Source organism: Zoogloea sp. (assembly GCF_028689785.1).
Lineage (GTDB): Bacteria > Pseudomonadota > Gammaproteobacteria > Burkholderiales > Rhodocyclaceae > Zoogloea.
Window position 1 is genome coordinate 14,886 of the sequence record NZ_JAQVCN010000040.1, and the last position, 22,348, is coordinate 37,233.

Sequence of the window (22,348 nt, forward strand, 5' to 3'; positions counted from 1 at the left end):
CATGGTCCGGACGCCGACGTCCGAGCCGTCCCGTGATTTGCTCCTCTTTTGTCAGAAAGGCATGAAATGAAGGTTTATTACGATAAGGATGCGGACCTCTCCCTGATCGAGGGGAAGCAGGTCACCATCGTCGGTTATGGCTCCCAGGGCCACGCCCACGCCCAGAACCTGCGCGACTCCGGCGTCAATGTGACGGTCGGCCTGCGCAAGAGCGGTGCCTCCTGGGCCAAGGCCGAAGGGGCTGGCCTGAAGGTTGCCGAAGTGGCTGAAGCCGTTCGCGCCGCCGACGTGGTCATGATCCTGCTGCCGGACGAGAACATCCCCGATGTTTACAAGAATGATGTCGAGCCCAACATCAAGCAGGGTGGCGTGCTGGCCTTCGCTCACGGCTTCAATGTGCATTACAACCAGGTTGTGCCCCGCGCCGATCTGGATGTGATCATGGTTGCGCCCAAGGGCCCCGGCCACACCGTACGCTCCGAGTACCTGAAGGGTGGCGGCGTGCCGTCCTTGATCGCTGTGTACCAGGACAAGTCCGGCAAGGCCCGTGACATCGCCCTGTCCTACGCTGCTGCCAACGGCGGCACCAAGGGTGGCGTTATCGAGACCAACTTCCGCGAAGAAACCGAAACCGACCTGTTTGGTGAGCAGGCTGTTCTCTGTGGCGGTGCGGTCGAGCTGGTCAAGATGGGTTTCGAGACCCTGACCGAAGCCGGTTACGCCCCCGAAATGGCTTACTTCGAGTGTCTGCACGAGCTGAAGCTGATCGTCGATCTGATGTACGAAGGCGGTATCGCCAACATGAACTACTCCATCTCCAACAATGCGGAGTATGGTGAGTACGTGACCGGCCCGGAGGTCATCAACGAAGAGTCCCGCTACGCCATGCGCGAAGCCCTGAAGCGCATCCAGACTGGCGAATACGCCAAGATGTTCATTCAGGAAGGCCGCACCAACTACCCGTCCATGACCGCCCGTCGTCGTCTGAACGCCGTGCACCCGATCGAGACCGTCGGTGCCCAGCTGCGTGACATGATGCCGTGGATCAAGGCCAACAAGCTGGTTGACCAGTCCAAGAACTGATCGCACCTGACTTGAAGCGCGCACGGGGGACGAAAGTCCCCCGTGTCGTTTTCGGGTCTGGGGCGTTGTCCTGCGTTACAATCGCGTTCGACTTCACCCATCGTCCCCTCCATGGCCGATCTGCAATCGCGCAAGCCCCTGCTCAACCCGGAACGGCGTCGCAAGGGCATCTACATTCTTCCCAACCTTTTTACCACGGCCGCCCTGTTTGCCGGCTTCTACGCCATCGTGCAGGCCATGAACGGGCTGTTCGAGCAAGCGGCAGTTGCCATCTTCATCGCAATGGTGCTGGATGGTCTGGACGGTCGGGTTGCCCGCCTGACACGTACCCAGAGCGCCTTTGGAGCCGAATACGATTCCCTGTCCGATATGGTGTCCTTCGGCGCTGCACCTGCATTGATCATGTACGAATGGGCGCTCAAGGGCATGGGCAAGCTCGGCTGGATGGCCGCGTTCATATACTGTGCCGGTGCCGCCTTGCGGTTGGCCCGTTTCAATACCAACATCGATGTCATCGACAAGCGCTATTTCCAGGGTTTGCCCAGCCCGGCAGCGGCGGCGCTGGTCGCTGGGCTGGTGTGGGTCATGATCGACAATGGCATTGCCGGGCCTGATGTGCGCTGGTATGGCTGTGCGCTCACCATCTTTGCCGGCATCTCCATGGTCAGTAACGTGCTGTTCTATAGCGGCAAAGAGATCAATCTGCGTCGCAGCGTGCCCTTCATCGTCATCATTGCCTTTGTTCTCGGCTTCCTGCTGGTCTCCAGCTATCCGCCGGGAGTTCTGTTCGGCCTTTTCCTCTGCTATGCCGTTTCCGGCTACGTGCTGGGGGCGTGGGCCTGGCTGAAGGGGCGTCGGCGCAGTGCTTCGGTTGCAGCGTCGGAAAAGTCTGATTTATAGTCCAAGGCCCCGCATCCGCCGTCTGCCCGGTGCAGTCGGGGTGCGTCCGGAGCCCGGATAAACCGCGAACTCCTGCATTCCCGACGGATTGAACGTCGGGAATGCGCCTTAATCCAACTACAAAGAACCGGCGGGAGCCCATAATGAACGACCAGCTGATCATTTTCGACACGACCCTGCGCGACGGCGAGCAAAGCCCCGGAGCATCGATGACGCGGGATGAAAAGCTGCGTATTGCCCGGCAACTCGAGCGGATGAAGGTCAATGTCATCGAGGCGGGCTTTGCGGCCGCTTCCAACGGCGACTTCGAGGCGGTCAAGGCTGTTGCCGAGGCGATTCGGGAGTCCACCGTGTGTTCCCTCGCTCGCGCCAACGAGAACGATATCCGCCGTGCCGGGGAGGCCATTCGTCCCGCTGCGTCCGGTCGTATCCACACCTTCATCGCCACCAGCCCCATCCACATGGAAAAAAAGCTGCGCATGACCCCCGACCAGGTGGTCGAGCAGGCGGTGCGCGCGATTGGTTGGGCAAAGGAGTACACCGACGACATCGAGTTTTCTGCCGAGGACGCCGGTCGTTCCGAGATCGATTTCCTGTGCCGCATTTTCGAGGCGGTGATCAAGGCTGGCGCGACCACCATCAATGTGCCGGACACCGTCGGCTATAACGTCCCGGAGCAGTTCGCCGAGACCATCCGTACCCTCATCGATCGTGTGCCCGGTGCCGACAAGGTGGTCTGGTCGGTGCATTGCCATAATGACCTCGGGTTAGCGGTGGCCAACTCGCTGGCGGCCGTGCGTGCCGGTGCCCGGCAGGTGGAATGTACGGTCAACGGGTTGGGCGAGCGTGCCGGCAATGCTTCACTTGAAGAGATCGTCATGGCGGTGCGCACCCGCAAGGATATCTTCCAGTGTGATACCCGCGTCGATACCACCCAGATTGTTCCGGCCTCCAAGCTGGTCTCCGGGATCACCGGTTTTCCGGTGCAGCCCAACAAGGCGATCGTCGGCGCGAATGCGTTTGCCCACGAATCGGGGATTCACCAGGATGGCGTGCTCAAGCATCGGGAAACCTATGAAATCATGCGTGCCGAAGATGTGGGCTGGACCACCAACAAACTGGTGATGGGCAAGCACTCAGGGCGCAATGCCTTCCGCTCGCGCCTCCAGGAGCTGGGCGTGGATATCACCTCCGAGGAGCAGCTCAACCACGCTTTTGCCCGTTTCAAGGAACTCGCCGACAAGAAGCACGAGATCTTCGACGAGGATCTGCAGGCGCTGATGAGCGACGAGAGCTCGGAGCCGAAGGAGCACTTCCGCCTGCTGTCTTCGTCCTTTCACTCGGAAACCGGTGAAACGCCCTGTGCGCGGGTGACCCTTGCGGTGGGCGGTAGCGAGGCCAAGGCGGAGTCCTGCGGTTCGGGCCCTGTCGATGCGGCCTTCAAGGCGATCGAGGTGGTGGCCAACAGTGGAACGGAGCTACTGCTTTATTCGGTGAATGCCATTACCACCGGTACGGATGCGCAGGGCGAGGTGACGGTACGCCTGTCGAAGGACGGACGGGTGGTGAATGGGCAGGGTGCCGACACCGATATCATCGTGGCTTCCGCCAAGGCCTATCTCAATGCCCTGAACAAGATTCAGGCGGGTTCGGAGAAGATGAACCCGCAGGTTTGAGCCCGCAGGCTCAGGTCTCCTTCGAGGCCTGGGCCAGTCGTGAAGGGGCGGTGTTGCGCGAGTAAAGCACCACCACCACAAAGAAGATCACGCTCAGAACGGCCTCCGCCAGCGCCAGTGCGTTGCCGGGGGCCGCGTCGTTGGTGCGCACTACACCCTCTGTCAGGTAAAGCAGGATCATCATCGAGCTCCACTGGTAGGTATAGCGCGTGCCCCGCAGGATGCCGAAGAGGGCGGCCATCAGGGGCAGGACCTTGAGGGTCATCCAGGAGCCGCCCGGGCGTAGCGGGGCCAGCATGGTTTCCCAGGCAAGGCACAGGGCAATGAGGCTGAGCAGGGTGATGCTGGCTATCAGAGACAGAGTTTTTGGTTTCATGGCGTGGCGAGCTTCAGTGCAGTTTCGGCCAGGCGCTTGCCCAGGGCCTTGGCGAGGCGTTTTTCCTCGTCGGTGAGTTGGGTGTTTTCGTCCTTGCCCGCCCAGTGCGTGGCGCCATAGGGAGAGCCACCGCTGCGGGTGCGGGTCAGGTCGGGTTCGGAGAAGGGGAGTCCGACGATCAACATGCCGTGATGAAGCAGTGGTGTCATCATCGACAGCAGAGTGCTTTCCTGACCGCCGTGCTGGCTGGCGGTGGAAGTGAATACGCAGGCGGGTTTCCCCGCCAGAGCGCCGGAAAGCCAGGGGCCGGCGGTGCTGTCGAGGAAGTACTTCATCGGTGCGGCCATGTTGCCGAAGCGGGTGGGGCTGCCAATGGCGAGGCCGATGCATTCTTCCAGGTCACGCATCTCGGCGTAAGGGGCGCCGCGCTCGGGGATGTCGGACTCGGTGGCTTCGCAAACTGCGGATACACGTGGTACGGTCCGCAACCTTGCCGATGCGCCCGGCACGGAGTCGATACCCCGGGCAATCATCTCTGCCAGGGCGCGAACCGAGCCTCGGTGACTGTAATAAAGGACGAGGACTTCCTGCATGGGTCAGGTCTGTGAAGCGGAAAGGCATTATACGTAAATGAACTCAGAGCTCGATTCCGGGCATCGCTTCCGTGCGTCCTTGCGGGGCCTGCGGCTGCTGTTGAGTGCAGTGGTGCGGCGTTTCCGAGAAGGGCGTTGTTCCCAGGTGGCGGCGAGCCTCGCCTTTACCTCCCTGCTTTCTGTCGTGCCTTTCGTGACGCTGGTGGCAGTGGTGTTCAGCAAGTTTCCCCAGTCACAGCGTTTTACCGATGCTCTTCGGGGCTTTCTGCTCGACAATCTCCTGCCCGAAACAGCTGGCAAGGTCATTGCCACCTACGCCCTCCAGTTCAGCCAGAAGACCACCAATCTGACTATTGTCGGCGGCATCGTACTGATCCTGACGACGATCTTGCTGATGCGGACCATCGATCAGGTGATCAACCAGATCTGGCGTGTGCAGGTGCATCGGGCTTGGGCGACGCGCTTGGTGGCTTACTGGGCGGTGCTGTCCCTGGGGCCGTTGCTACTGGCGGGCGGCGTATTTGCGGCAGGCGCCATGCTGAGTGTATCCATGGATTTAATGAATGAGCCCGCTTGGCTTGAAGTGGTGGGACTGCGGCTGGTGTCCCTGGGGGTGTTGGCCGGCGTGTTTGCCACTCTTTATTTTGCCGTTCCCCATTGCAGCGTGAGGCTCGTCGATGCAGGGCTGGCGGGCTTGTTTGCGGCTGCCGGGTTTCTTGTGATGCAGCGTCTGTTCAGTCTCTATCTGGCGCACTTTCCAAGCTACACCCTGGTTTACGGTGCGTTTGCGGTCGTTCCGATCTTCCTGCTGTGGCTCTATCTGTCGTGGATAGTCATCTTGCTGGGGGCGGTCGTGGCTGCAGTTCTTCCGGAACGCAGTCTGCGTCGCAAGCCTTTGCCGATGTTTCCAGGGCGAAGCCTTTATGTGGCTCTGCTGATGCTATTTGAACTGGCGGAGGCGCAGTCCAGCGGTGATTGCCGGAGTGTGGAGGCATTGGCAGAGGTAGCCCGGGTTGGCCATGACGAAGTTCGGGACGTGCTGGCCGTGTTGGCGTCGTCGAGGATCGTGGTGCGGCGGGATTCGGGTGGCTGGTTGCTGGCCCGCTCCGCTGAAAGCGTGCGCCTGGTGGAGCTGGTGAGTCTTTTCGGATTGGCTTTGCCGCCGGATGCGGGGAGAGTGTCGGGCGGTCCGGAGATTTTGGTGCAGATGCCCTGGCAGAAGATGCTGGCTGCTATGGATGTGACAATGGACGTGTCTCTCGGGCAGTTGCTGGAGGAGGGGAGGGCGCGGGCCTAGAGGGGGTAGGGGTCGATCTCGTACTGAAAGAGCTCAACGGCGGCGGTCTGCATGTCCAGGCTGAGTAGCCGCCCTTGGGCAACGTAGAGGCGGTTGGTGTCGGACACCAGCATAAAGCGTCGGGCCGAATAAGTGCCTGCAGGCGCCAGGATGGCCTGCTGGCGGCCAAGAGCCTGGACGGGGGGGAGTACCAGGGCCGGGCTCATGGGGCGGGTTCGGTTGGCATTGCGGAAGCCGACCGTCACGGGCTTGGCGGAGTTGGCCAGAACCTGAAGGCCGAGCTCGATCTGCTCAGGCGTTTCGGTGCGAATCCAGCGTACCACGCAGAGTGTCCACGGCTCGTCGTCGCTTCGACGTAGGGCCAACGCCATGCCGGCGTTGAGTTCGTTGGCGTTTCCGGTGACCTGCATGATCGCATAGCCTGTGGGGCTCTCATTGACCACCATCCACTCGGAGGAGTAGCGCGCCTGGTGGATGAGGCCTGGGTCGCGGAGCATCTTCCAGATGGTATCGAGACCGCAGCACACCCTGACAGCGTATTGGCTGCGTCGGCGGGAGTGTTCTCGGCGGGGAGGGCAGGCCCAGTATTCCCTCACGCGACGCAACAGCGTTGCTGCTTCGCTTCGTTCCAGCCCGGCGTGGAAGCCGGCGGGGAGAGGGGCTTCACCCTCGAGGATTTCGATGAGGGAAGTGGCTCGCCGGGCCAGCTCTTCACCCGAGAAGTACACCAGCCCGTCCACATTCGGCGGGTTGCGCCGATGAATCGACATGGGCTGGGTGTCCTGATCGGGGTCGAGCCAGAACCAACCCATTTCGTCCTCGCCCGGCGCTGAATGGCGAATTGAGGTGCTGTTTGCGTTGCTGGTGAGAAAGTCGGACAGCCAGCAGATCTCCCTGCCCGTCAGGCCTTCCGGGTGGGCTGCCGAGAATGCGAGCAGGTACTTGTAGGCGGCCTTGGCACTTTCTGTTGTCTCGCTGCCATGTCCGGTTTCTGCTTCGGCGATGCTCCCGGCGTAGAGGGAGTGGGCCTTGAGCCAGAATTCATAGGGGGCGCTGTTGCCCGCCAGGTGGGCGATGGTGAGTTGCTCGCCCAAGAGTTCAAGTGCTTTTGCGCTGATGGTGGCCGGGTTGCGGCGGAGGGTTCTGACCAGTCGATTGCGAACCTCGCTGAGCACTTCCTCGTGGCTGGCGGCAAGCTTGCCAAGTGCCGATACGAGCCGTGTTGCGGAGCGATGGAGTCCAAGGGTGAGTGGCAGGGATGCACCTGCCAGGCGCTCCCTGAACTGCCGGCTGATGGCCATGCTGCGCGAGTGGAGCAGGTCTAGGCAGCGGTGAAGCTGGCTGTGGCTGACGTCCGAACGACCGAGCTCCTCAAGATGGCGAACGAGAGTTGCCAGCTCCAGATCCGCATCGGTGGATAGATTGGAAGCCAGCCAGTCGAGAACTGGCGCAGTAGGATCGGAAAGATTGGATTCGGCGGCGTTCATTGCCTGGAAAGTCTCGTGACCAGGCCATCATTGTAATTAAATCGCCGTGATATGTGCCGCGTTTCGCCATTCGTTGATCCCATTGCGGGCTGCGACGGGAGGCTGTCGTGGTACCCCGATCCTGCATACGCCTTGATGTTTTTCTGTTCGTGATTTAGTATCCGACGTTTTTCCATTCCATCGGATCAGGAACAAGTCATGGTTGTTATTCGTCTCGCCCGCAGCGGTTCCAAGAAGCGTCCTTTCTACAACATCGTTGCCGCCGATTCCCGCAATCGTCGTGACGGTCGTTTTATCGAGCGCATCGGTTACTACAACCCCGTTGCTTCCGGCAATGCCGTCAGCCTGGTGGTCAATGCCGAGCGTCTTTCCCACTGGGAAGGTCACGGCGCCCAGCTGTCCGACACCGTTGCCCGTCTCGTGAAGCAGGCTGCCAAGGCGGCTGCCTGAGTTGTCAGGGTCTTCTGATCTGTCTCAAGACCCTTCCATGATCGTCCTGGGGCGCATTGTTGCGCCTTTCGGCGTTGGTGGCTGGGTCAAGGTTCATCCCTTTGGCGACGATCCATTGTCGTGGCGGCAAATGCCACAGTGGTGGCTGTCTACCGATCCAGACGGGAAAGAGTGGGTTCCCTACACGCTGAAGGCCTGTAGAGAACACGGTAAAGGTGGCATCGTTGCCAGCTTTGCCGAAGTGCCTGACCGCAACGAAGCCGAGGCTGTAAGCGGGTACTTTGTGGCGGCTCCCCGCGCGGCGCTGCCCAAACCCGAAAAGGACGAATACTACTGGGCCGATCTGATCGGGCTGGAGGTGTTCAACGCGGCAGGGTTGTCTTTCGGCAAGGTGTCTGGCCTGCTCTCTACCGGAGCGCATGATGTCCTGCAGATTCAGGATGGAGACACTGAGCGGCTGATTCCGTTTGTGGCCGCGTATGTGACGACGGTAGACACTTCAGCCGGGAAGATCGTTGTGGAGTGGGACGCGGATTGGTGATGTCTTCCGAGGGCTGCAAGGCCTACGATGTCCTCACCCTGTTTCCCGAAATGTTTTCTGCCTTGTCGCAGTTCGGCATTACCGGACGTGCCAGGGACAGGGCGCTTTATGAGATTCACTGCTGGAATCCCAGGGATTTCACGGAAGATCGTCATCGCACCGTAGACGACCGCCCTTATGGCGGTGGCCCGGGGATGGTGATGTTGCCGGGGCCGCTGGAAAAGGCCATCGCCAGCGCGAAGGCCCGGCAGCTTGAGTCCGTGGGTGCCGCAGGGCGAGTGATTTATCTCTCGCCCCAGGGCCAGCCGCTGGATCACCGCAAGGTGTGCCAGTTGATGGCTGAGCCCTCGCTGATCCTGCTGTGTGGTCGATATGAAGGTGTTGATCAGCGCCTGATCGATCGCTGCGTGGATGAAGAGATTTCTCTCGGCGATTTCGTCCTTTCGGGGGGGGAATTGCCGGCGATGGTCTTGCTCGATGCGCTTATCAGGCAGTTGCCTGGTGCGCTGAACGACGAGGACTCCGCGGTGGAGGACTCGTTTGTGGATGGTTTGCTGGATTGTCCGCATTACACCCGCCCGGTGGAATATCACGGGATGAGTGTTCCGGACGTGCTGCTGTCAGGCAATCACGCCGAGATCCGGCGCTGGAGATTGCAGCAGTCTCTGGGGCGTACCGAACAGAGGCGCCCGGACCTGCTTGCCGGACGCGTGTTGAGCAAGGAAGAGTTCCGACTGCTGGAGGCATTCCGGCAGTCAGAAAAGAAGCCGGAAACCTAGTTTTCCGGTTTCATAACAAAGCCGTGCATCAGGTGGCGACCTGCTCTGTACGAAAGGCCACAGGCCTCATTTTTTTCAGGAGTTACGCATGAACCTCATTCAGCAACTGGAACAAGAAGAAATCGCCCGCCTGACCCAAGGCAAGGCCATCCCCGAGTTCGCCCCCGGCGACACCGTGGTTGTCCAGGTGAAGGTCAAGGAAGGTAACCGCGAGCGTCTGCAGGCGTACGAAGGCGTCGTCATCGCCAAGCGTAACCGTGGTCTCAACTCCGGCTTCATCGTTCGCAAGATCTCTTCCGGCGAAGGCGTGGAGCGTACGTTCCAGACTTACTCCCCGCTGGTGGCCAGCATTGAAGTGAAGCGTCGCGGCGATGTTCGTCGTGCCAAGCTCTACTATCTGCGCAGCCGCTCCGGCAAGTCCGCACGTATCAAGGAAAAGCTGGACTACAAGTCCTTCGCTGCCAAGGCTGCTGCCAAGGCCTGAGTTTTTCCAGGACGAAAAAACGGAACTTCGGTTCCGTTTTTTTTCGTCCTGGATATCTGCCCCTCTCCTTGTAGGCGGGGAGGAGGGGGTTGCCTTCAGGCGGGCCGCTTGTCGTGCTCGATGAGTGCGTAGGCGGAGTGATTGTGAATGGATTCGAAGTTCTCGGATTCGACGATGTAGGCGTCGATGCGCTCTTCCCGGTTGAGGCAGCCGGCAACGTCGCGAACCATGTCTTCAACGAATTTGGGATTGTCGTAGGCACGTTCGGTCACGAACTTTTCGTCGGGGCGCTTGAGTAGGCCAAACAGCTCGCAGGAGGCCTGACCCTCGACGAGTTGCACCAACTCTTCGATCCACAGGTGATCGTTGGTGGTGGTGGTGACGGTGACATGGGAGCGCTGATTGTGGGCGCCGTAGGCGGAGATCTTCTTCGAGCAGGGGCACAGGCTGGTAACCGGCACGACGATGCGCATGGTGAACTCGTAGGCGCCGCCTTCACGGATCTCGCCGATGAAAGTGACCTCGTAATCCATCAGACTCTGGACGCCGGAGACGGGTGCCGCCTTGTTGATGAAGTATGGGAAGGTCATTTCCACATGGCCGGTTTCGGCTTCGAGTTTCCTGACCATCTCGCGCAGCATGGGCTCGAAGGATTCGACGGAAATCTCGCGTTCGTGGCTGTTCAGGATCTCCACGAAGCGGGACATGTGGGTGCCCTTGAAATTGTGGGGCAGGCCAACGTACATGTTGAAGACGGCAATGGTGTGCTGAACACCGCCATTTTTGTCCTGAACCCTAATCGGATGGCGGATGGACTTGATGCCGACCTTATTGATGGCCAGCTGGCGGGAGTCAGCGGAATTCTGGACATCCGGAATCGGGGTGGGGGCTTCACACGTGGTCATGACTGTTCTCGTTAAATCTCGTTGGGGAATGGGGATCTGCGGCCCCTGGATGGATTGATCCTATCATTCCCGACAAAAGCACTCAACTATTCGACCGATAGGTCTCTTCAATTCGCTGCCTTATGGCTTGTGCGTTGAGACCGACTTCAGCCATTAGCTGGGTCTGATCGCCATGGTCGATGAAGCGGTCTGGCAGGCCGAGCTGAAGCAGGCGGGTCGGCCTTCCGGCTTCATGCAGCACTCGGGCAATCTCCGAGCCTGCGCCGCCGATGATTGCATTTTCTTCAAGGCTGACCAATAGATCATGCGTGTCGGCCAGCTGGAGGATGAGGTCCCGATCGATGGGTTTGGCAAAACGCATGTTGGCGACTGTTGCATCGAGTTCGTCCCCAACCTGCAAGGCAGCGCCCAGCAGGCTGCCGAAAGCCAGCAGCGCAGTCTGGCGACCCTTGCGACGGAGCTCGCCCTTGCCGATGGGCAGGGCCTGCATTGTGCTTTGCGGGGTGACGCCGAGGCCACTGCCACGGGGATAGCGGACCGCAGTGGGGCCGTCATGTTGATAGGCGGTATAGAGCATCTGCCGGCACTCGTTTTCGTCGGCCGGACAGAAGATCGTCAGGTTGGGGACGCACAGGAGGTAGGAAATGTCGAAGGCGCCGTGATGGGTGGCTCCGTCGGCACCCACCAGGCCTGCCCGGTCGATGGCCATCATGACCGGGAGGTTCTGAAGGGCGACGTCGTGGATGAGCTGATCGTAGGCGCGCTGCAGGAAGGTCGAGTAGATGGCGACCACCGGCTTGAAGCCCTCACAGGCCAGCCCGGCACCGAAGGTCAGGGCATGCTGCTCGGCGATCCCCACGTCGTAGTAACGGCCGGGGTGTTCCTGGGCAAAGCGGACCATCCCGGAACCTTCACGCATGGCCGGGGTGATGGCCACGAGCCGTTCGTCGGCGGCGGCCATGTCGCACAGCCAGTCACCAAACACTTGGGTGTAGGTGAGCTTGCCGCCGCTCTTGGCATCCTTGCCTGTGGCGATGCCGGCGGTGTGGTCGAAGCGCGAGACGCCGTGGTAGAGGATGGGATCGGCTTCGGCCAGCTTGTAACCCTGGCCCTTGCGGGTGATGACGTGCAGGAATTGGGGGCCCTTCAGCGTGCGCAGGTTCTGCAGCGTAGGGAGCAGGGATTCGAGGTCGTGACCGTCGATGGGGCCGATGTAGTTGAAGCCGAACTCTTCGAACATGGTGCCGGGCATGACCATGCCTTTGACGTGTTCTTCAGTGCGGCGGGCCAGTTCGAAGACCGGTGGGGGCAGATTCTCGAGGAAACGCTTGCCGATCTTGCGGGCACCGTTGTAAAGCTTGCCCGACAGAAGGCGCGACAGGTGCTTGTTGAGGGCCCCCACCGGTGGCGAGATGGACATCTCGTTGTCGTTGAGGATCACCAGCAGGTTGGTGTCGTGGATGTCACCGGCGTTGTTGAGCGCTTCGAAGGCCATGCCTGCGGACATGGCGCCGTCGCCAATCACGGCAATGGCACGCCGATCCTCGCCGCGCAGGCGCGCCGCTTCCGCCATGCCGAGGGCGGCAGAGATGGAGGTGGAGGAATGAGCTGTGCCAAAGGTGTCGTAATCGCTCTCGCTGCGCCGCGGAAAGCCCGATATGCCCTGATACTGGCGCAGGCCGGCCATGGCCTCACGGCGGCCAGTGAGGATCTTGTGGGCGTATGTTTGATGGCCAACGTCCCACACGATGCGGTCTTCAGGGGTGTTGAAGACGTAGTGCAGGGCGACGGTGAGCTCGATGGTTCCCAGGTTGGATGAGAGGTGTCCGCCCGTACGGGACACCGAGCTGATCAGAAAATTGCGCAGCTCGTCGGCCAGCTGGGGGAGTTCGCTGGGGTCGAGCTGGCGCAGGTCCGCGGGCGAGGCGATGCTCTCCAGCAGGCTGCTGCGGGGTGTGGCGGGCTGCGTTCCGAGGGGCATTCCGGGTTACCGGGTCGTTAATGAGTGTTCTTGGTTGTTCGTCCGGGCGGCGCTCAAAACTGTCGATGGACGATGAAGCGCGTCAGCTCGGAGAGGCGGCGCGCCGGCTCTCCAAAGGCCGCCAGGCGATCCAGCGCGTCCTGGCACATCTCTTCGGCCAGCGCCCGGGCGCGGGTTACGCCCAGCAGGCTGACGTAGGTCGGCTTGTCGTTGGCGGCGTCTTTGCCGGCAGTCTTTCCCAGCGTGGCGGTGTCGGCTTCGGCGTCGAGGATGTCATCGACAATCTGGAAGAGCAGGCCGATGACCTTGCCGACGTGATCCAGTGAGGTCATTTCATCGTCGTTCAGATTGCGGCCGCATTGTACGCCAAGGCCGACTGCAGCCCGGATCAGGGCGCCGGTCTTGTGGATGTGCATGAACTCCAGCTCGGACAGATTCAGCTGCAACCCCACCGAAGCCAGGTCGATGGCCTGCCCACCAGCCATGCCGCGGGATCCCGAGGCGATGGCCAATTGCCGGAGCATGCCTAGCTGGCGCTGGGGGTCGTCGCTCACGGGGGCCTCGGCAAGATGCTGAAAGGCCAGGGTCTGCAGAGCATCTCCGACGAGGAGGGCGGTGGCGTCGTCAAATTGAACGTGAACGGTGGGCTTGCCGCGGCGCAGGGTGTCATCGTCCATGCATGGCATGTCGTCGTGCACCAGCGAGTAGGCGTGGATCATCTCGAGGGCGCAGCCCACCCGGTCGAGGCGCTCGGGCGTGGCGCCGCTGATGTCGCCGGCGGCGTGAACGAGCAGTGGGCGCACGCGCTTGCCGCCACCCAGGACGGCATAACGCATCGCTTCATGGAGGCGGGTGGGGGTGATCGCAGGGACGGGGAGGGCGCGGTCCAGGGCGGACTCCATGCGCTCCTGGATATGGGTCATCCACTGGCTGAAGCTCGGCGTGCTCATGCAGAAGGGGCTTCCGTGTCGGTGGTTTCAAGGATGCGGATGCTCTGCTCGGCCTTGCTCAGGACATCCTGGCACTGACGCAGCAGCGTGGTGCCGCGCTGGTAGGCGGCCAGCGCCTGGTCGAGGGGGAGCTGGCTGTTTTCCATCTCCTGAACGATGGATTCCAGCTCGGAGACGGCGGATTCGAAACTGGGAGACTTGGAGGGCTTGACCATGCGTGGCCGGATCCAACGTGGGGAAACCGTAAAAATAGCCTATGGCCGGGCTTCAGGTCAAACGCGTAATAATATATAATCTCGGGTTTTACGTTTCGGGCTTTCGCTTTGAATCAGGGGGTTCGGGATGTCTGACATTGCTTCTCAGGCACTTCTTTCGCCGGCGGTTTCCCAGTTGCCGGTCTCGTGGTACTTCGATGACAGGATTTTCGAGCTGGAGAAGCGTCTCCTCTTCGATGCCGGTCCTGGCTACGTCGGCCACGAGCTGATGGTGCCGGAAGTCGATCAGTATCGCTCTCTCGAATGGCTGGATCACTCGAAGCTGCTGATTAACCGGGGCGATGGTTTCTATCAGATGTCCAACATCTGCCGCCATCGTCAGGCCATCATGCTGCAGGGGACCGGCCAAGCCGATCGGAACATCGTCTGCCCGATCCATCGCTGGACGTACAACCCGGATGGTCTGCTCATCGGCGCGCCCCATTTTGCCGAGAAGCCCTGCCTCAATCTGCAACGTCAGAAGCTAGAGAGCTGGCAGGGCCTGCTTTTCAAGGGGCCTCGTTCCGCCAATGCGGATCTGGCCGGGATGCAGGTTGGAGGTGAGCTGAACTTTGCGGGCTACAAGCTCGATAAGGTCGAGATCCACGAGTGCAATTACAACTGGAAGACCTTCATTGAGGTGTACCTCGAGGACTACCATGTGGTGCCCTTCCATCCGGGGCTCGGCCAGTTCGTCACCTGTGACGACCTGACCTGGCAGTTCGGCGAGTGGTATTCGGTGCAGCGGGTCGGTATTACTTCCCTGCAGAAGCCCGGTTCGCCCACCTACAAGCGTTGGCATGAGGCCGTGATGGCTTACCATGGGGGCGAGATGCCGAAACATGGGGCGATCTGGCTCACCTACTTCCCCAATATCATGGTTGAGTGGTATCCCCATGTGTTGGTGGTAAGCACCCTGATCCCCACGGATGTCAACAAGACCACCAACGTGGTTGAGTTCTACTACCCGGAGGAAATCCTCGAGTTCGAGCGAGATATGGTTGAGGCCGAGCAAGCCGCGTACATGGAAACCGCCGTCGAAGACGACGATATCGGCGAGCGCATGGATCGAGGCCGCCTGGCTCTGCTGAAGGAAGGGCGCAACGAGGTGGGGCCGTACCAGTCGCCCTACGAGGACGGGATGCAGCATTTCCACGAGTTCTACCGGCGCATCATCCAGCCACATATCTGAGGTCCAGGCCCAATAAGAAAGGGAGCCAGCAGGCTCCCCAGACTGCTGACAAACCCCCGGTTTTTCCGGGGGTTTGTGCTTTCTGAAGCCCTCTCCGACGACAGGAAGCGCCCGGTAGCGGCCTGCGCCCGTGGCGCTCATCTGGAGAAAGAGGAGATGTTGGCCGCGTAGAGCGCTTGGAGGGCGTGGTAAAGCCGGAATTTCGGGCCAAAAAGGGCGGCCGCCCGACGGGCCAGCAGCAGGGCGATCTTCTTCATGTTCTGACAGGCGGCCGAGAGCAGGCATTGGGCTTGAACCTTGGCCAGTCCGCGAAAGCGGGCGTAGCGATGCCCATGCAACTCCTTGGCGTCGGCAAAGCTGCGTTCAACGGTTCCCTTGCGGGGCGCGTAGAGGTAGCAGTCGGTCTTCGGATCGTAGGCGTACTCGCGTTTGTCGAAGCACCCCTCCCGGTGGCTGGGGCGGCCGTAGCCCATCCCCCCATACAGGCCGCGCCCGCCGATGAGCTTGTGCTCGATCCCCGTCCAGGCAAAGCGACGCCGCCGGTTCTGGCTCAGCGTGGAGGCATCGGGTACCTTGTCTGTCAGGTGCAGCCCGAGAAACCAGCGGTAGGCCACATTGACCTCGATCTCGCGTACCAACCGACGCTCGGAGCGCGCCTCGAACAGCTGGCCGATGAACAGCACCACCGGATCGATGGCCGGGCGGCCCTTGTTCGCGCAATACAGTCCTTCGCACTTCTCGCGGATGACGTCGAAGCGGATGTGAGTGTCGATCAGGCGAAGCAGGTGATCACGCGGAACCAGTTGGTCCAACGTCACCCTCTCCAGTTCGGTCTGAGCGGTGGCGGCAGCAGGCTTGAGCATGCCGATATTATAAAAAACAAGCCCCCGGCGGGCGGGGGCTTGGGGCTTTGTCAGCAGTCTGAGGAGCCAGCAGGCTCCCTTTTTTATTGCCTGCTCCCATTCCGTAAGGGGGCAGGAGCCAGAGAGGAATCAGCGATTCGATTCTCGGACGATCTTCCACTGCCCGTTTTCGAGCTCGTAATGGAGTGTCTTGGGTGTGGTGTCCTTGAAGTCGGTAGAGCGGTAGTTTTGGGTGAAGCTGGCCTCGGCGGCGGTGGCGGAGATGCTGTGCACCTTCACGTTTTCAACTGCTACGCTGATCTCGCCGGGTTTCGCGAGGCGCTTCTCGCGCATGGCCATCCAGGCGTCGAGCTTGCCCTGTTCGGGCTGGAAACGGCTCGAATAGAAAGCCTTGTAACCCTTGAAGTCCTTCGCCGACCAGGCGGCAGCCCAGGACTTGACCAGCGGTTCAAGCGCTGGGACGCTGGCCTGCGTGGCGGCAGGAATGGCCGCCGCCGCCATGGCGTTCGTAACCGGGAGGGGCACCGGAGCAGGCTCGGGACGGCCGCGCATGGCGCCCACGGTGTCTAGCGGGGCAACGATGGGCAGTTCGGTGCTGCACTGCAGGTTCTCGTCCTGGGCGGCGTCGCTACGGCCCGCTTCCTCGGGTGCCGTCCGGGCAACGGGGGTAAGTTGCACGCTGGGCAGGATACGGTGAGTCTGCGTGAGCACGCGGAGCTCGGCCTGGGTCAGGTCGTAGCGGGCGCGTACGGTGGCGCGCTTGGCATCGAAAAGTTCGTTTTCGGTGTTGAGCACGTCGAGCAGGCTGCGTTGTCCGATGTCGAACTGTTGCCGGTAAGCATCCCGGGCCTTCTCTGTGGAAAGCTGGTGCTGTTCCAGATAGATCAGTTGCTCCTTGAGCTTCTTGACGTCGTTCCATGCAATCGCAGTCTGCTGGCGCACGTCGCGGCAAGCTTTGTCACGCAGATCTGTAGCGTTGTAGAGCTGCTCGTGGGACTGGCGGATACGGGCTTCGTCGGAGCCGCCCTTGTAGAGATTCCAGTTGAGCAGTACCTGCAGGGCGGTGGAATTGGTTTCACCGCTCACGCCGAGCAGGTTCTTATCCATGCCGGTGCTGGCACGCAGTTCGACGGTGGGCAGATTGTTGGCCCGCTGGACGTCAATGTTGGCGCGGGACGCACGAATGTTTGCGACCGCCGCCCGGAAGGCCGGGTTGTCGGTGATGGCCTGGCGCAGTACATCCTTCTCGAGGGGCAGTTGCTGGCCCAGTGCGGGAGCGACTTCCAGCGTGTCTGCCGGCGCTTCGCCAACCACACGCTGGTAGCGCTGGCTGACGTCGTGGAGGTTGGAGCTTTCGGTGAGCCAGTTGGACTGGGCCAGGGCCAGGCGACCGAAGGCCTGTTCCAGGTCGACGCGGCGGCCTACACCGGCCTTCACCCGGCGTTCGATCTGATCCACGGTTTCCTTGTGGATAGCCCAGTTCTCCTGAGCCAGCTTGCTCAGCTCGCGGTAACGCTGGACGTCAAGATAGGCCCGGGCGGCTTCGAATGCGGTCTCGTCGGTGGTACCGAGGAGTTCGTAGTAGCGCACGGCCCTGGCAAAGCCCAGCCGCTTAACATCGTTGCCGGTGGCGAAGCCATCAAAAATCAGCTGACGCAGCTGTAGCTGATAGCCGGGGCGGGTGTAGGTGTCGGAGGGCGTGGTCGGGGTTTCGCGGCGTTCGCGGCCGGTGTAACCCTGCAGATCGATGCGTGGAAACAGGCCGCCGCGGGCCACATCACGCTCGGCATCGGAGGCCTGGTAGTTGTGCAGACGGGCGAGCACTTCGGGGTTGCGGAGAACGGCCTTTTCGATGGCGTCCGGCAGGGTGCCGGGGGTGCCGGCCTGGGCGGAGGAGAGTGCCACGAAACAGAGAGCGAGGCTGGCGGAGAGCTTTGTTGCTTTGAACATTGTCATCTCGGTCATGGGAGGTGAGGGGACGGCATACGCGTCGTCACGGGGGTCACGGACTCAGGTCCGGAATAAGGCCAGATTCTATGCGTCGTTCGGAGCTTGCCTTGAGCATTATTTCTTGCTCGTGGCGGATGTGCCGACTGGATGAATGCCTTGAATAAATATTTCACAGTTGACGGGTGGAGAACCCGAAGCTTAACTTTTTCCGCGCCCCGCCGTTGATTCAAGCTGGTTCGGCCCGAATATCCACTCATCCAGAAGGCATCTCCGCTGCAGGGCGGTCCGCAAGGGTCGCCCATGGTTTCCACCTCCTCAATGCCATTCAGTTTCCCCTTTCCTTGCCCGTCCGTCCTTGCGGTCATCCGCCGTCAGGGTGGCGTAATGGGGGCTGTCTGCATGCTGAGCATCGGGCTGGCCCTGGGGGGCTTCGAGGTGGAGCGCATGCGCCAGGTTGCGCAGCAGCGCTTCGGCCCGGCGGGTAGCGAGGCAGTTGATGCATGGCGTAGCGCGGTCGGCGGGTGGCGTGGCTTGAACGAAGACGAGCAACTGCGCCGGATCAATGAGTATTTCAACCGGCGCATCCGCTTTGCCGAGGACAGCGTGGTGTGGTCCCAGGCGGATTACTGGGCCACGCCTCTGGAGACAATGGCCCGGGGGGCAGGGGATTGTGAGGACTTTGTCTTTGCGAAGTACTTTACCCTGCGTGAGTTGGGGGTGCCGGAAGATCGCTTGCGCATGACCTATGTACGGGCGCAGGTGGGAGGGGCTGGCAGCAGCGTGAGTCAGGCTCACATGGTGCTGAGCTACTACCGTTCGCCTGAAGCGGTCCCCCTGGTGCTCGACAACCTCATCACAGAGATCCGGCCGGCAAATGCACGCCCCGACCTTGTGCCGGTCTTCAGTTTCAATATGCAAGGGGTCTTTGTCGGCGGAGCTGCCCAGGCCACCAGCCCGGTGGATCGGGTGTCCCGTTGGCGGGAGCTGCTCCTGCGCATGCGTTCGGAAGGCTACACGCCTTGAAGGAATCGATATGTCCCTGTTGAGAAGATTGTGGGTCAGCGTGGTGGTGGCCATGGCGGTGGTGCTCGTCGGCGCCTTTGCGGTCAGCCTGTTTACCGCGCGTAGCTACTTCGAGCAGCAATTGACAGCCCAGGCCAGCGACGGGGCGGTGTCCCTGGCTTTGTCCATGTCCCAGCAGAGCAAGGATGTGGCCACCATGGAGTTGCTGGTGACGGCGCTGTTCGACGGCGGGCATTACCGTCAGATCCGTTTCACCGATCCATCGGGGCGGGTGCTGGTTGAGCGCACGCAAGACGATACAGCCGAGGGCGTGCCCGCCTGGCTGGTGTCTCTGGTGCCCATGGAGGCCCGGACAGGGCAGGCACTGGTCAGTGATGGCTGGCGGCAGGTTGGCAACGTGAGTGTGGTCGCGGCCCGTAGCTACGCCTACCGTTCCCTATGGCGCGGGACCCTGCAATTGGGGAGCCTCATGCTGGCCATCGGACTGTTCTGGGCCATGGCAGTGTCGATGCTGCTGCGCTGGGTCCGCCGCCCCCTGGATGAGATGGCCGAGCAGGCGGAGGCCATCGGCGCCGGGCAGTTCCGGGTCATTGAGGAGCCGCGGGTCGTTGAGTTGCAGAGCATGGCCCGGGCCTTGAACCACATGTCCGAACGTATCCGCGCCCTGTTCTCCGAGCAGGCTGGCCGGATTGCCCGCCTGCGTGACGAGGGCAGTCATGACGGCGGTACCGGCCTGCTCAACCGGGCTGCTTTCAATGGTGAGCTGCGGCGAGTGCTGTCCGATCCGGACGTTGTTCCGGGGGGCTGTCTCGCCGTGCTGCGGATTGCCGACCTGGTGGTGCTCAACCAGAAACTCGGGCGGGCCCGGACGGACGAGTGGCTGAGCGCCGTGGCTGATGCGCTGAAGGACGGCCTGGAAGCGGGGGATGATGTGGCGCTTGGGCGCCTTGGTGGCGCCGAGTTCGGTGTGCTGGTGCCCGGCATGGGGCTGGCCGACGGGCGCGCCATGCTTGAGCGCCTGTGCAGTGTCGTCACGGCGCTGGATCTGGAAGTGGATGGCGCCCACCGCCTGCATCTGGATGCAGCCGCGGTGGCCTATAGGCGCGACGACACCCCGGGCGAACTAATGGCGCGGGTGGATTCGGCGCTGATGCGTGCCGAGGCCGAGGGCGGCATCGTGGCCGAACCCGGTGGGTCGCCTTTGCCGATCCCGGTGCCCGGGGCAGAGGGGTGGAGGGAGATGCTTGAGGGGGCCTTGGCGCGCCACGAGTTCACCCTCACCAGCTATCCGGTGCTTACCGCCGATGGCGGCCTGGTCCACCGAGAGTACATGCTGCGCCTGCCTGCGGCGGGCGCCGTGCTGACGGCAGGACAGTTCATGCCGGCGGCAGTGCGGGTTGGTCTGGCGGCAGCCTGTGACTTGGAGGCCCTGCGCCTCGGCATCGCCCGTCTGGGCGAGTCATCCGAGCCGATCGCCATCAACGTGGCGCCCCGTTCTCTGATTGAGGCGGGTTTCCTGGACGGGCTGGACATCCTGCTGGCGACGGCTGGAGCGGGCGCCTCGCGAATCGCAGTGGAGGTCAGTGAGCGCGGGCTTGATGCGAGTCTGGCCGGCCTGGAGGCCCTGGCCGAGGTACTGGCGCGGCACGGCGCCCACCTGGGTATCGAGCACTTCGGCCGCCAGATGGCGGCGCTGCCGCGCCTGTACGCGCTGCGGCTGGCCTATCTGAAGCTGGACGGCAGCTTCGTTGCCAGCCTGCATGAAAACCCCGGCCATCAACGTCTGGTCAAGGCCATCGTGGATGTGGCCCACGGCCTGGAGGTGGCGGTCTACGCAGAGCAGGTCCACACCGCCGAGGAGTGGGCGGCGGCCCGCAATCTGGGAGTCGGAGGCATGACCGGCCCCGAGGCGTCGCGCCGTCTGGCGGCAGGCTGAATTTCTTGGCTACCCAGCCTGATTGCGAAGACACGGCAGCGCAGCTGAACGGGCTGCGCCCCATTTCAAAATGTGGGGATCAATGGCACAGCGCGTGCAGTAGCTTGGCCAGTTTTTTGATTGCGATTTCCAGTTCGTGCGGGGCATGGGCGGCAAAGCCCATCAGGAAGCCGGCCTTGTGTCGACTCGATGCATGCAGTGCCGTCAGTCCCAGCAGGTCGATACCCATCCGGCGCGCGGATTCCACTGCGTCACGCTCGGAGATTTCGCGGATGAATACGCAGGGCATCTGCATGCCACCAGCGGGCACATGTGCTTCCACGAAATCGGCCAGATGCTGGCGCACCAGGCGCGCCAGTACGTCGCGACGTTCAGCATAAACGGCGCGCATGGTGCGCACATGGGCGCCGAAGTGGCCGCCTTCGATGAAGCGTGCCAGGGTGAGTTGCGGAATGGGGGCACTGTGTCCGTCAAGCAAGGTGCGGGCCACGGTCATGGGCGCCACCAGCGAGGGGGGCAATACCATGTAGCCAATGCGCAGTCCGGGAAACAGCGACTTGGTGAAGGTGCCGATGTAGATCGTCCGTTCATGGGGGTCGAGCCCTTGCACGCAGGCGGTGGGCTTTCCTGCATAGTGGAATTCGCTGTCGTAGTCGTCCTCGATGATCCACCCCTGATTTTCTCTGGCCCATTCAATGATGGCCAGGCGCCGGTCCAGCGTAAGCGTTGCGCCAGTGGGGAACTGGTGCGATGGGGTCAGGAACACGGCCCTGGGCGGCATACCGGGCTGCTTGCTTGTCTCTAGCAGGTGCTCCACCTGCAGGCCGTCGGTGTCCATCGGCACGGGTACACATTCCAGCCCGGCGGCGTCGAAGGCCTTGCGTGCGCCATGGTAAACGGGGTCTTCGATGAAGATCCGGTCACCGGCGTCCAGCAGCACTTGGGCGCAAAGGGTCAGGGCTTGTTGCGAGCTGGTCAGCACCAGTACGCGTTCGGGCGTTGCGTGTGCCCCCCGTTCGAGACTGACGTAGTTGGCGATGGCACGCCGCAGCGGTTCCATGCCCTGGGGCGCACTATGCAGTAACGCCAGGGTGCCGTACTCCTTAAGCACCTGCCGCTCCAAGCGCTCCCAGGTCTGAAGTGGAAAGCTGCGCGTTTCCGGGACGCCGGGTGCAAATGGGCGTGGCGCCAGAAAGTCACGCACGCCACCGCTATCGAATATGGCGCTGCCTCGCTGGCTGAGGCGCAGTGCTGCCCGGCCATCCACGCCTGTTTGCCGGGGTGCGCCTCTCCTAGGCAGACGCAGAGCCCGCTCCGACACATAGCTGCCGCTGCCCACACGTCGTTCGATGAAGCCTTCAGCGTGTAGCTGGCTGTAGGCCGACTCAACCGTATCGCGGGAAACCTCCAGTGACTGTGCCAAGGCGCGTGATGCGGGCAAAGGCCTGCCCACCTCAAGAACACCGTCGAGAATCAACTGGCGAATGGCCCGTTGGACGCGGGCATGCAGGGGCAGGGCGCCATGAGCGGGGTCACCGATCCAGGCTTTGACGGACTCCAGTTGGGCGTGCTTGAACAATTGGCCGGTATATTTAAAAGAAGTGGCGGGGATGTTCAGGCCATTCTAG

The 22,348-nt window shown here is 61.9% G+C and carries 20 protein-coding genes and 2 pseudogenes; 11 read left to right on the forward strand and 11 right to left on the reverse strand.

The features are described 5' to 3' along the window. Positions 1–66: 66 nt before the first annotated feature. The 3 genes from ilvC to PHI64_RS15940 all read left to right on the forward strand — a co-directional run bounded on the left by ilvC (position 67) and on the right by PHI64_RS15940 (position 3,659). Positions 67–1,083 carry a ketol-acid reductoisomerase gene (gene ilvC / locus PHI64_RS15930; RefSeq protein ID WP_299884625.1) on the forward strand — a complete coding sequence of 339 codons (1,017 nt, stop codon included), beginning with the start codon at positions 67–69 and terminating at the stop codon, positions 1,081–1,083. A 111-nt stretch (positions 1,084–1,194) separates the two neighbouring features. Further along, positions 1,195–1,983, forward strand: coding sequence for a CDP-diacylglycerol--serine O-phosphatidyltransferase (gene pssA, locus PHI64_RS15935; RefSeq protein ID WP_299884628.1), 789 nt, complete (start codon positions 1,195–1,197; stop codon positions 1,981–1,983). A gap of 143 nt (positions 1,984–2,126) precedes the next feature. After that, positions 2,127–3,659 (forward strand): 2-isopropylmalate synthase, encoded by a 1,533-nt coding sequence (locus PHI64_RS15940; protein WP_299884631.1) that lies wholly within the window; start codon positions 2,127–2,129, stop codon positions 3,657–3,659. Positions 3,660–3,669: 10 nt separating this feature from the next. Here the strand turns inward: PHI64_RS15940 and PHI64_RS15945 are convergent, their stop codons facing one another. Together PHI64_RS15945 and wrbA are read right to left on the reverse strand one after the other, a co-directional pair. After that, entirely contained in the window at positions 3,670–4,035 is a 366-nt protein-coding gene (locus PHI64_RS15945) for a DUF2069 domain-containing protein (RefSeq protein WP_296564139.1), read from the reverse strand. Continuing rightward, entirely contained in the window at positions 4,032–4,628 is a 597-nt protein-coding gene (wrbA, locus tag PHI64_RS15950) for an NAD(P)H:quinone oxidoreductase (protein ID WP_299884636.1), read from the reverse strand. Before wrbA ends, PHI64_RS15945 begins: the two co-directional genes overlap by 4 nt. 37 nt (positions 4,629–4,665) lie before the next feature. On the opposite strand from wrbA, the gene PHI64_RS15955 reads away from it, so the two are divergent. Beyond that, the gene (locus PHI64_RS15955) at positions 4,666–5,925 is read left to right on the forward strand and encodes a YihY family inner membrane protein (RefSeq protein ID WP_299884639.1); all 1,260 of its coding nucleotides are present in this window, start codon (positions 4,666–4,668) and stop codon (positions 5,923–5,925) included. Here the strand turns inward: PHI64_RS15955 and PHI64_RS15960 are convergent. After that, complete coding sequence (locus PHI64_RS15960) at positions 5,922–7,412, reverse strand: hypothetical protein (RefSeq protein WP_299884641.1); 1,491 nt, start codon at positions 7,410–7,412, stop codon at positions 5,922–5,924. The two genes, PHI64_RS15955 and PHI64_RS15960, sit on opposite strands and share 4 nt — an antisense overlap. A gap of 198 nt (positions 7,413–7,610) precedes the next feature. Here PHI64_RS15960 and rpsP point away from each other — a divergent pair, with 198 nt between their 5' ends. From rpsP to rplS, 4 genes are all read left to right on the forward strand, one after another. Continuing rightward, entirely contained in the window at positions 7,611–7,862 is a 252-nt protein-coding gene (rpsP, locus tag PHI64_RS15965; protein WP_299884644.1) for a 30S ribosomal protein S16, read from the forward strand. Positions 7,863–7,899: 37 nt separating this feature from the next. Further along, entirely contained in the window at positions 7,900–8,403 is a 504-nt protein-coding gene (rimM, locus tag PHI64_RS15970; RefSeq protein ID WP_299884647.1) for a ribosome maturation factor RimM, read from the forward strand. Further along, a complete protein-coding gene (trmD, locus tag PHI64_RS15975) occupies positions 8,403–9,182 on the forward strand; it encodes a tRNA (guanosine(37)-N1)-methyltransferase TrmD (RefSeq protein ID WP_299884650.1) in 780 nt (259 codons plus the stop codon). The genes rimM and trmD overlap by 1 nt, the downstream gene beginning before the upstream one ends. Positions 9,183–9,270: 88 nt before the next feature. Continuing rightward, positions 9,271–9,666: a 50S ribosomal protein L19 gene (gene rplS / locus PHI64_RS15980; RefSeq protein WP_296564151.1), complete on the forward strand. Its 396-nt coding sequence runs from the start codon at positions 9,271–9,273 to the stop codon at positions 9,664–9,666. A gap of 95 nt (positions 9,667–9,761) precedes the next feature. Here rplS and folE2 read toward each other — a convergent pair whose 3' ends face one another. The 4 genes from folE2 to xseB all read right to left on the reverse strand — a co-directional run bounded on the left by folE2 (position 9,762) and on the right by xseB (position 13,717). Next, entirely contained in the window at positions 9,762–10,571 is an 810-nt protein-coding gene (gene folE2, locus PHI64_RS15985) for a GTP cyclohydrolase FolE2 (RefSeq protein ID WP_299884654.1), read from the reverse strand. 82 nt (positions 10,572–10,653) lie between these two features. Then, positions 10,654–12,552, reverse strand: coding sequence for a 1-deoxy-D-xylulose-5-phosphate synthase (gene dxs / locus PHI64_RS15990; RefSeq protein ID WP_299884657.1), 1,899 nt, complete (start codon positions 12,550–12,552; stop codon positions 10,654–10,656). A 53-nt stretch (positions 12,553–12,605) separates the two neighbouring features. Continuing rightward, entirely contained in the window at positions 12,606–13,502 is an 897-nt protein-coding gene (locus tag PHI64_RS15995; protein WP_299884660.1) for a farnesyl diphosphate synthase, read from the reverse strand. Continuing rightward, the gene (gene xseB / locus PHI64_RS16000; protein ID WP_299884663.1) at positions 13,499–13,717 is read right to left on the reverse strand and encodes an exodeoxyribonuclease VII small subunit; all 219 of its coding nucleotides are present in this window, start codon (positions 13,715–13,717) and stop codon (positions 13,499–13,501) included. Before xseB ends, PHI64_RS15995 begins: the two co-directional genes overlap by 4 nt. A gap of 127 nt (positions 13,718–13,844) precedes the next feature. On the opposite strand from xseB, the gene PHI64_RS16005 reads away from it, so the two are divergent. Beyond that, entirely contained in the window at positions 13,845–14,948 is a 1,104-nt protein-coding gene (locus PHI64_RS16005) for an aromatic ring-hydroxylating dioxygenase subunit alpha (protein ID WP_299884666.1), read from the forward strand. Positions 14,949–15,085: 137 nt separating this feature from the next. Here PHI64_RS16005 and PHI64_RS16010 read toward each other — a convergent pair. From PHI64_RS16010 to PHI64_RS16020, 3 genes and pseudogenes are all read right to left on the reverse strand, one after another. Then, positions 15,086–15,340: pseudogene (locus PHI64_RS16010) on the reverse strand (transposase); the annotation flags it as partial. A gap of 135 nt (positions 15,341–15,475) precedes the next feature. Continuing rightward, positions 15,476–15,811: pseudogene (locus PHI64_RS16015) on the reverse strand (transposase); the annotation flags it as partial. Positions 15,812–15,940: 129 nt separating this feature from the next. Continuing rightward, a complete protein-coding gene (locus PHI64_RS16020) occupies positions 15,941–17,761 on the reverse strand; it encodes a TolC family outer membrane protein (RefSeq protein ID WP_299884669.1) in 1,821 nt (606 codons plus the stop codon). 399 nt (positions 17,762–18,160) lie between these two features. On the opposite strand from PHI64_RS16020, the gene PHI64_RS16025 reads away from it, so the two are divergent. Both PHI64_RS16025 and PHI64_RS16030 read left to right on the forward strand, forming a co-directional pair. After that, a complete protein-coding gene (locus PHI64_RS16025) occupies positions 18,161–18,784 on the forward strand; it encodes a transglutaminase-like cysteine peptidase (protein WP_299884672.1) in 624 nt (207 codons plus the stop codon). Positions 18,785–18,794: 10 nt separating this feature from the next. Beyond that, positions 18,795–20,720 (forward strand): LapD/MoxY N-terminal periplasmic domain-containing protein, encoded by a 1,926-nt coding sequence (locus PHI64_RS16030; protein WP_299884675.1) that lies wholly within the window; start codon positions 18,795–18,797, stop codon positions 20,718–20,720. 79 nt (positions 20,721–20,799) lie between these two features. On the opposite strand, the gene PHI64_RS16035 is transcribed toward PHI64_RS16030, so the two are convergent. Beyond that, positions 20,800–22,299: a PLP-dependent aminotransferase family protein gene (locus PHI64_RS16035; protein ID WP_299884678.1), complete on the reverse strand. Its 1,500-nt coding sequence runs from the start codon at positions 22,297–22,299 to the stop codon at positions 20,800–20,802. Positions 22,300–22,348 lie beyond the last annotated feature (49 nt).

What these genes read in the sequence shown, in the direction of transcription:
- pssA (WP_299884628.1), top strand. Translation starts at nt 1,195, where the DNA reads ATGGCCGATCTGCAATCGCGCAAGCCCCTGCTCAACCCGGAACGGCGT.
- PHI64_RS16020 (WP_299884669.1), bottom strand. Translation starts at nt 17,761, where the DNA reads ATGTTCAAAGCAACAAAGCTCTCCGCCAGCCTCGCTCTCTGTTTCGTG.
- dxs (WP_299884657.1), bottom strand. Translation starts at nt 12,552, where the DNA reads ATGCCCCTCGGAACGCAGCCCGCCACACCCCGCAGCAGCCTGCTGGAG.
- PHI64_RS15945 (WP_296564139.1), bottom strand. Translation starts at nt 4,035, where the DNA reads ATGAAACCAAAAACTCTGTCTCTGATAGCCAGCATCACCCTGCTCAGC.
- folE2 (WP_299884654.1), bottom strand. Translation starts at nt 10,571, where the DNA reads ATGACCACGTGTGAAGCCCCCACCCCGATTCCGGATGTCCAGAATTCC.
- PHI64_RS16005 (WP_299884666.1), top strand. Translation starts at nt 13,845, where the DNA reads ATGTCTGACATTGCTTCTCAGGCACTTCTTTCGCCGGCGGTTTCCCAG.
- ilvC (WP_299884625.1), top strand. Translation starts at nt 67, where the DNA reads ATGAAGGTTTATTACGATAAGGATGCGGACCTCTCCCTGATCGAGGGG.
- rplS (WP_296564151.1), top strand. Translation starts at nt 9,271, where the DNA reads ATGAACCTCATTCAGCAACTGGAACAAGAAGAAATCGCCCGCCTGACC.
- PHI64_RS15955 (WP_299884639.1), top strand. Translation starts at nt 4,666, where the DNA reads ATGAACTCAGAGCTCGATTCCGGGCATCGCTTCCGTGCGTCCTTGCGG.
- PHI64_RS16030 (WP_299884675.1), top strand. Translation starts at nt 18,795, where the DNA reads ATGTCCCTGTTGAGAAGATTGTGGGTCAGCGTGGTGGTGGCCATGGCG.
- wrbA (WP_299884636.1), bottom strand. Translation starts at nt 4,628, where the DNA reads ATGCAGGAAGTCCTCGTCCTTTATTACAGTCACCGAGGCTCGGTTCGC.
- trmD (WP_299884650.1), top strand. Translation starts at nt 8,403, where the DNA reads ATGTCTTCCGAGGGCTGCAAGGCCTACGATGTCCTCACCCTGTTTCCC.
- PHI64_RS15960 (WP_299884641.1), bottom strand. Translation starts at nt 7,412, where the DNA reads ATGAACGCCGCCGAATCCAATCTTTCCGATCCTACTGCGCCAGTTCTC.
- PHI64_RS15940 (WP_299884631.1), top strand. Translation starts at nt 2,127, where the DNA reads ATGAACGACCAGCTGATCATTTTCGACACGACCCTGCGCGACGGCGAG.
- rpsP (WP_299884644.1), top strand. Translation starts at nt 7,611, where the DNA reads ATGGTTGTTATTCGTCTCGCCCGCAGCGGTTCCAAGAAGCGTCCTTTC.
- PHI64_RS15995 (WP_299884660.1), bottom strand. Translation starts at nt 13,502, where the DNA reads ATGAGCACGCCGAGCTTCAGCCAGTGGATGACCCATATCCAGGAGCGC.
- rimM (WP_299884647.1), top strand. Translation starts at nt 7,900, where the DNA reads ATGATCGTCCTGGGGCGCATTGTTGCGCCTTTCGGCGTTGGTGGCTGG.
- PHI64_RS16025 (WP_299884672.1), top strand. Translation starts at nt 18,161, where the DNA reads ATGCTGAGCATCGGGCTGGCCCTGGGGGGCTTCGAGGTGGAGCGCATG.
- xseB (WP_299884663.1), bottom strand. Translation starts at nt 13,717, where the DNA reads ATGGTCAAGCCCTCCAAGTCTCCCAGTTTCGAATCCGCCGTCTCCGAG.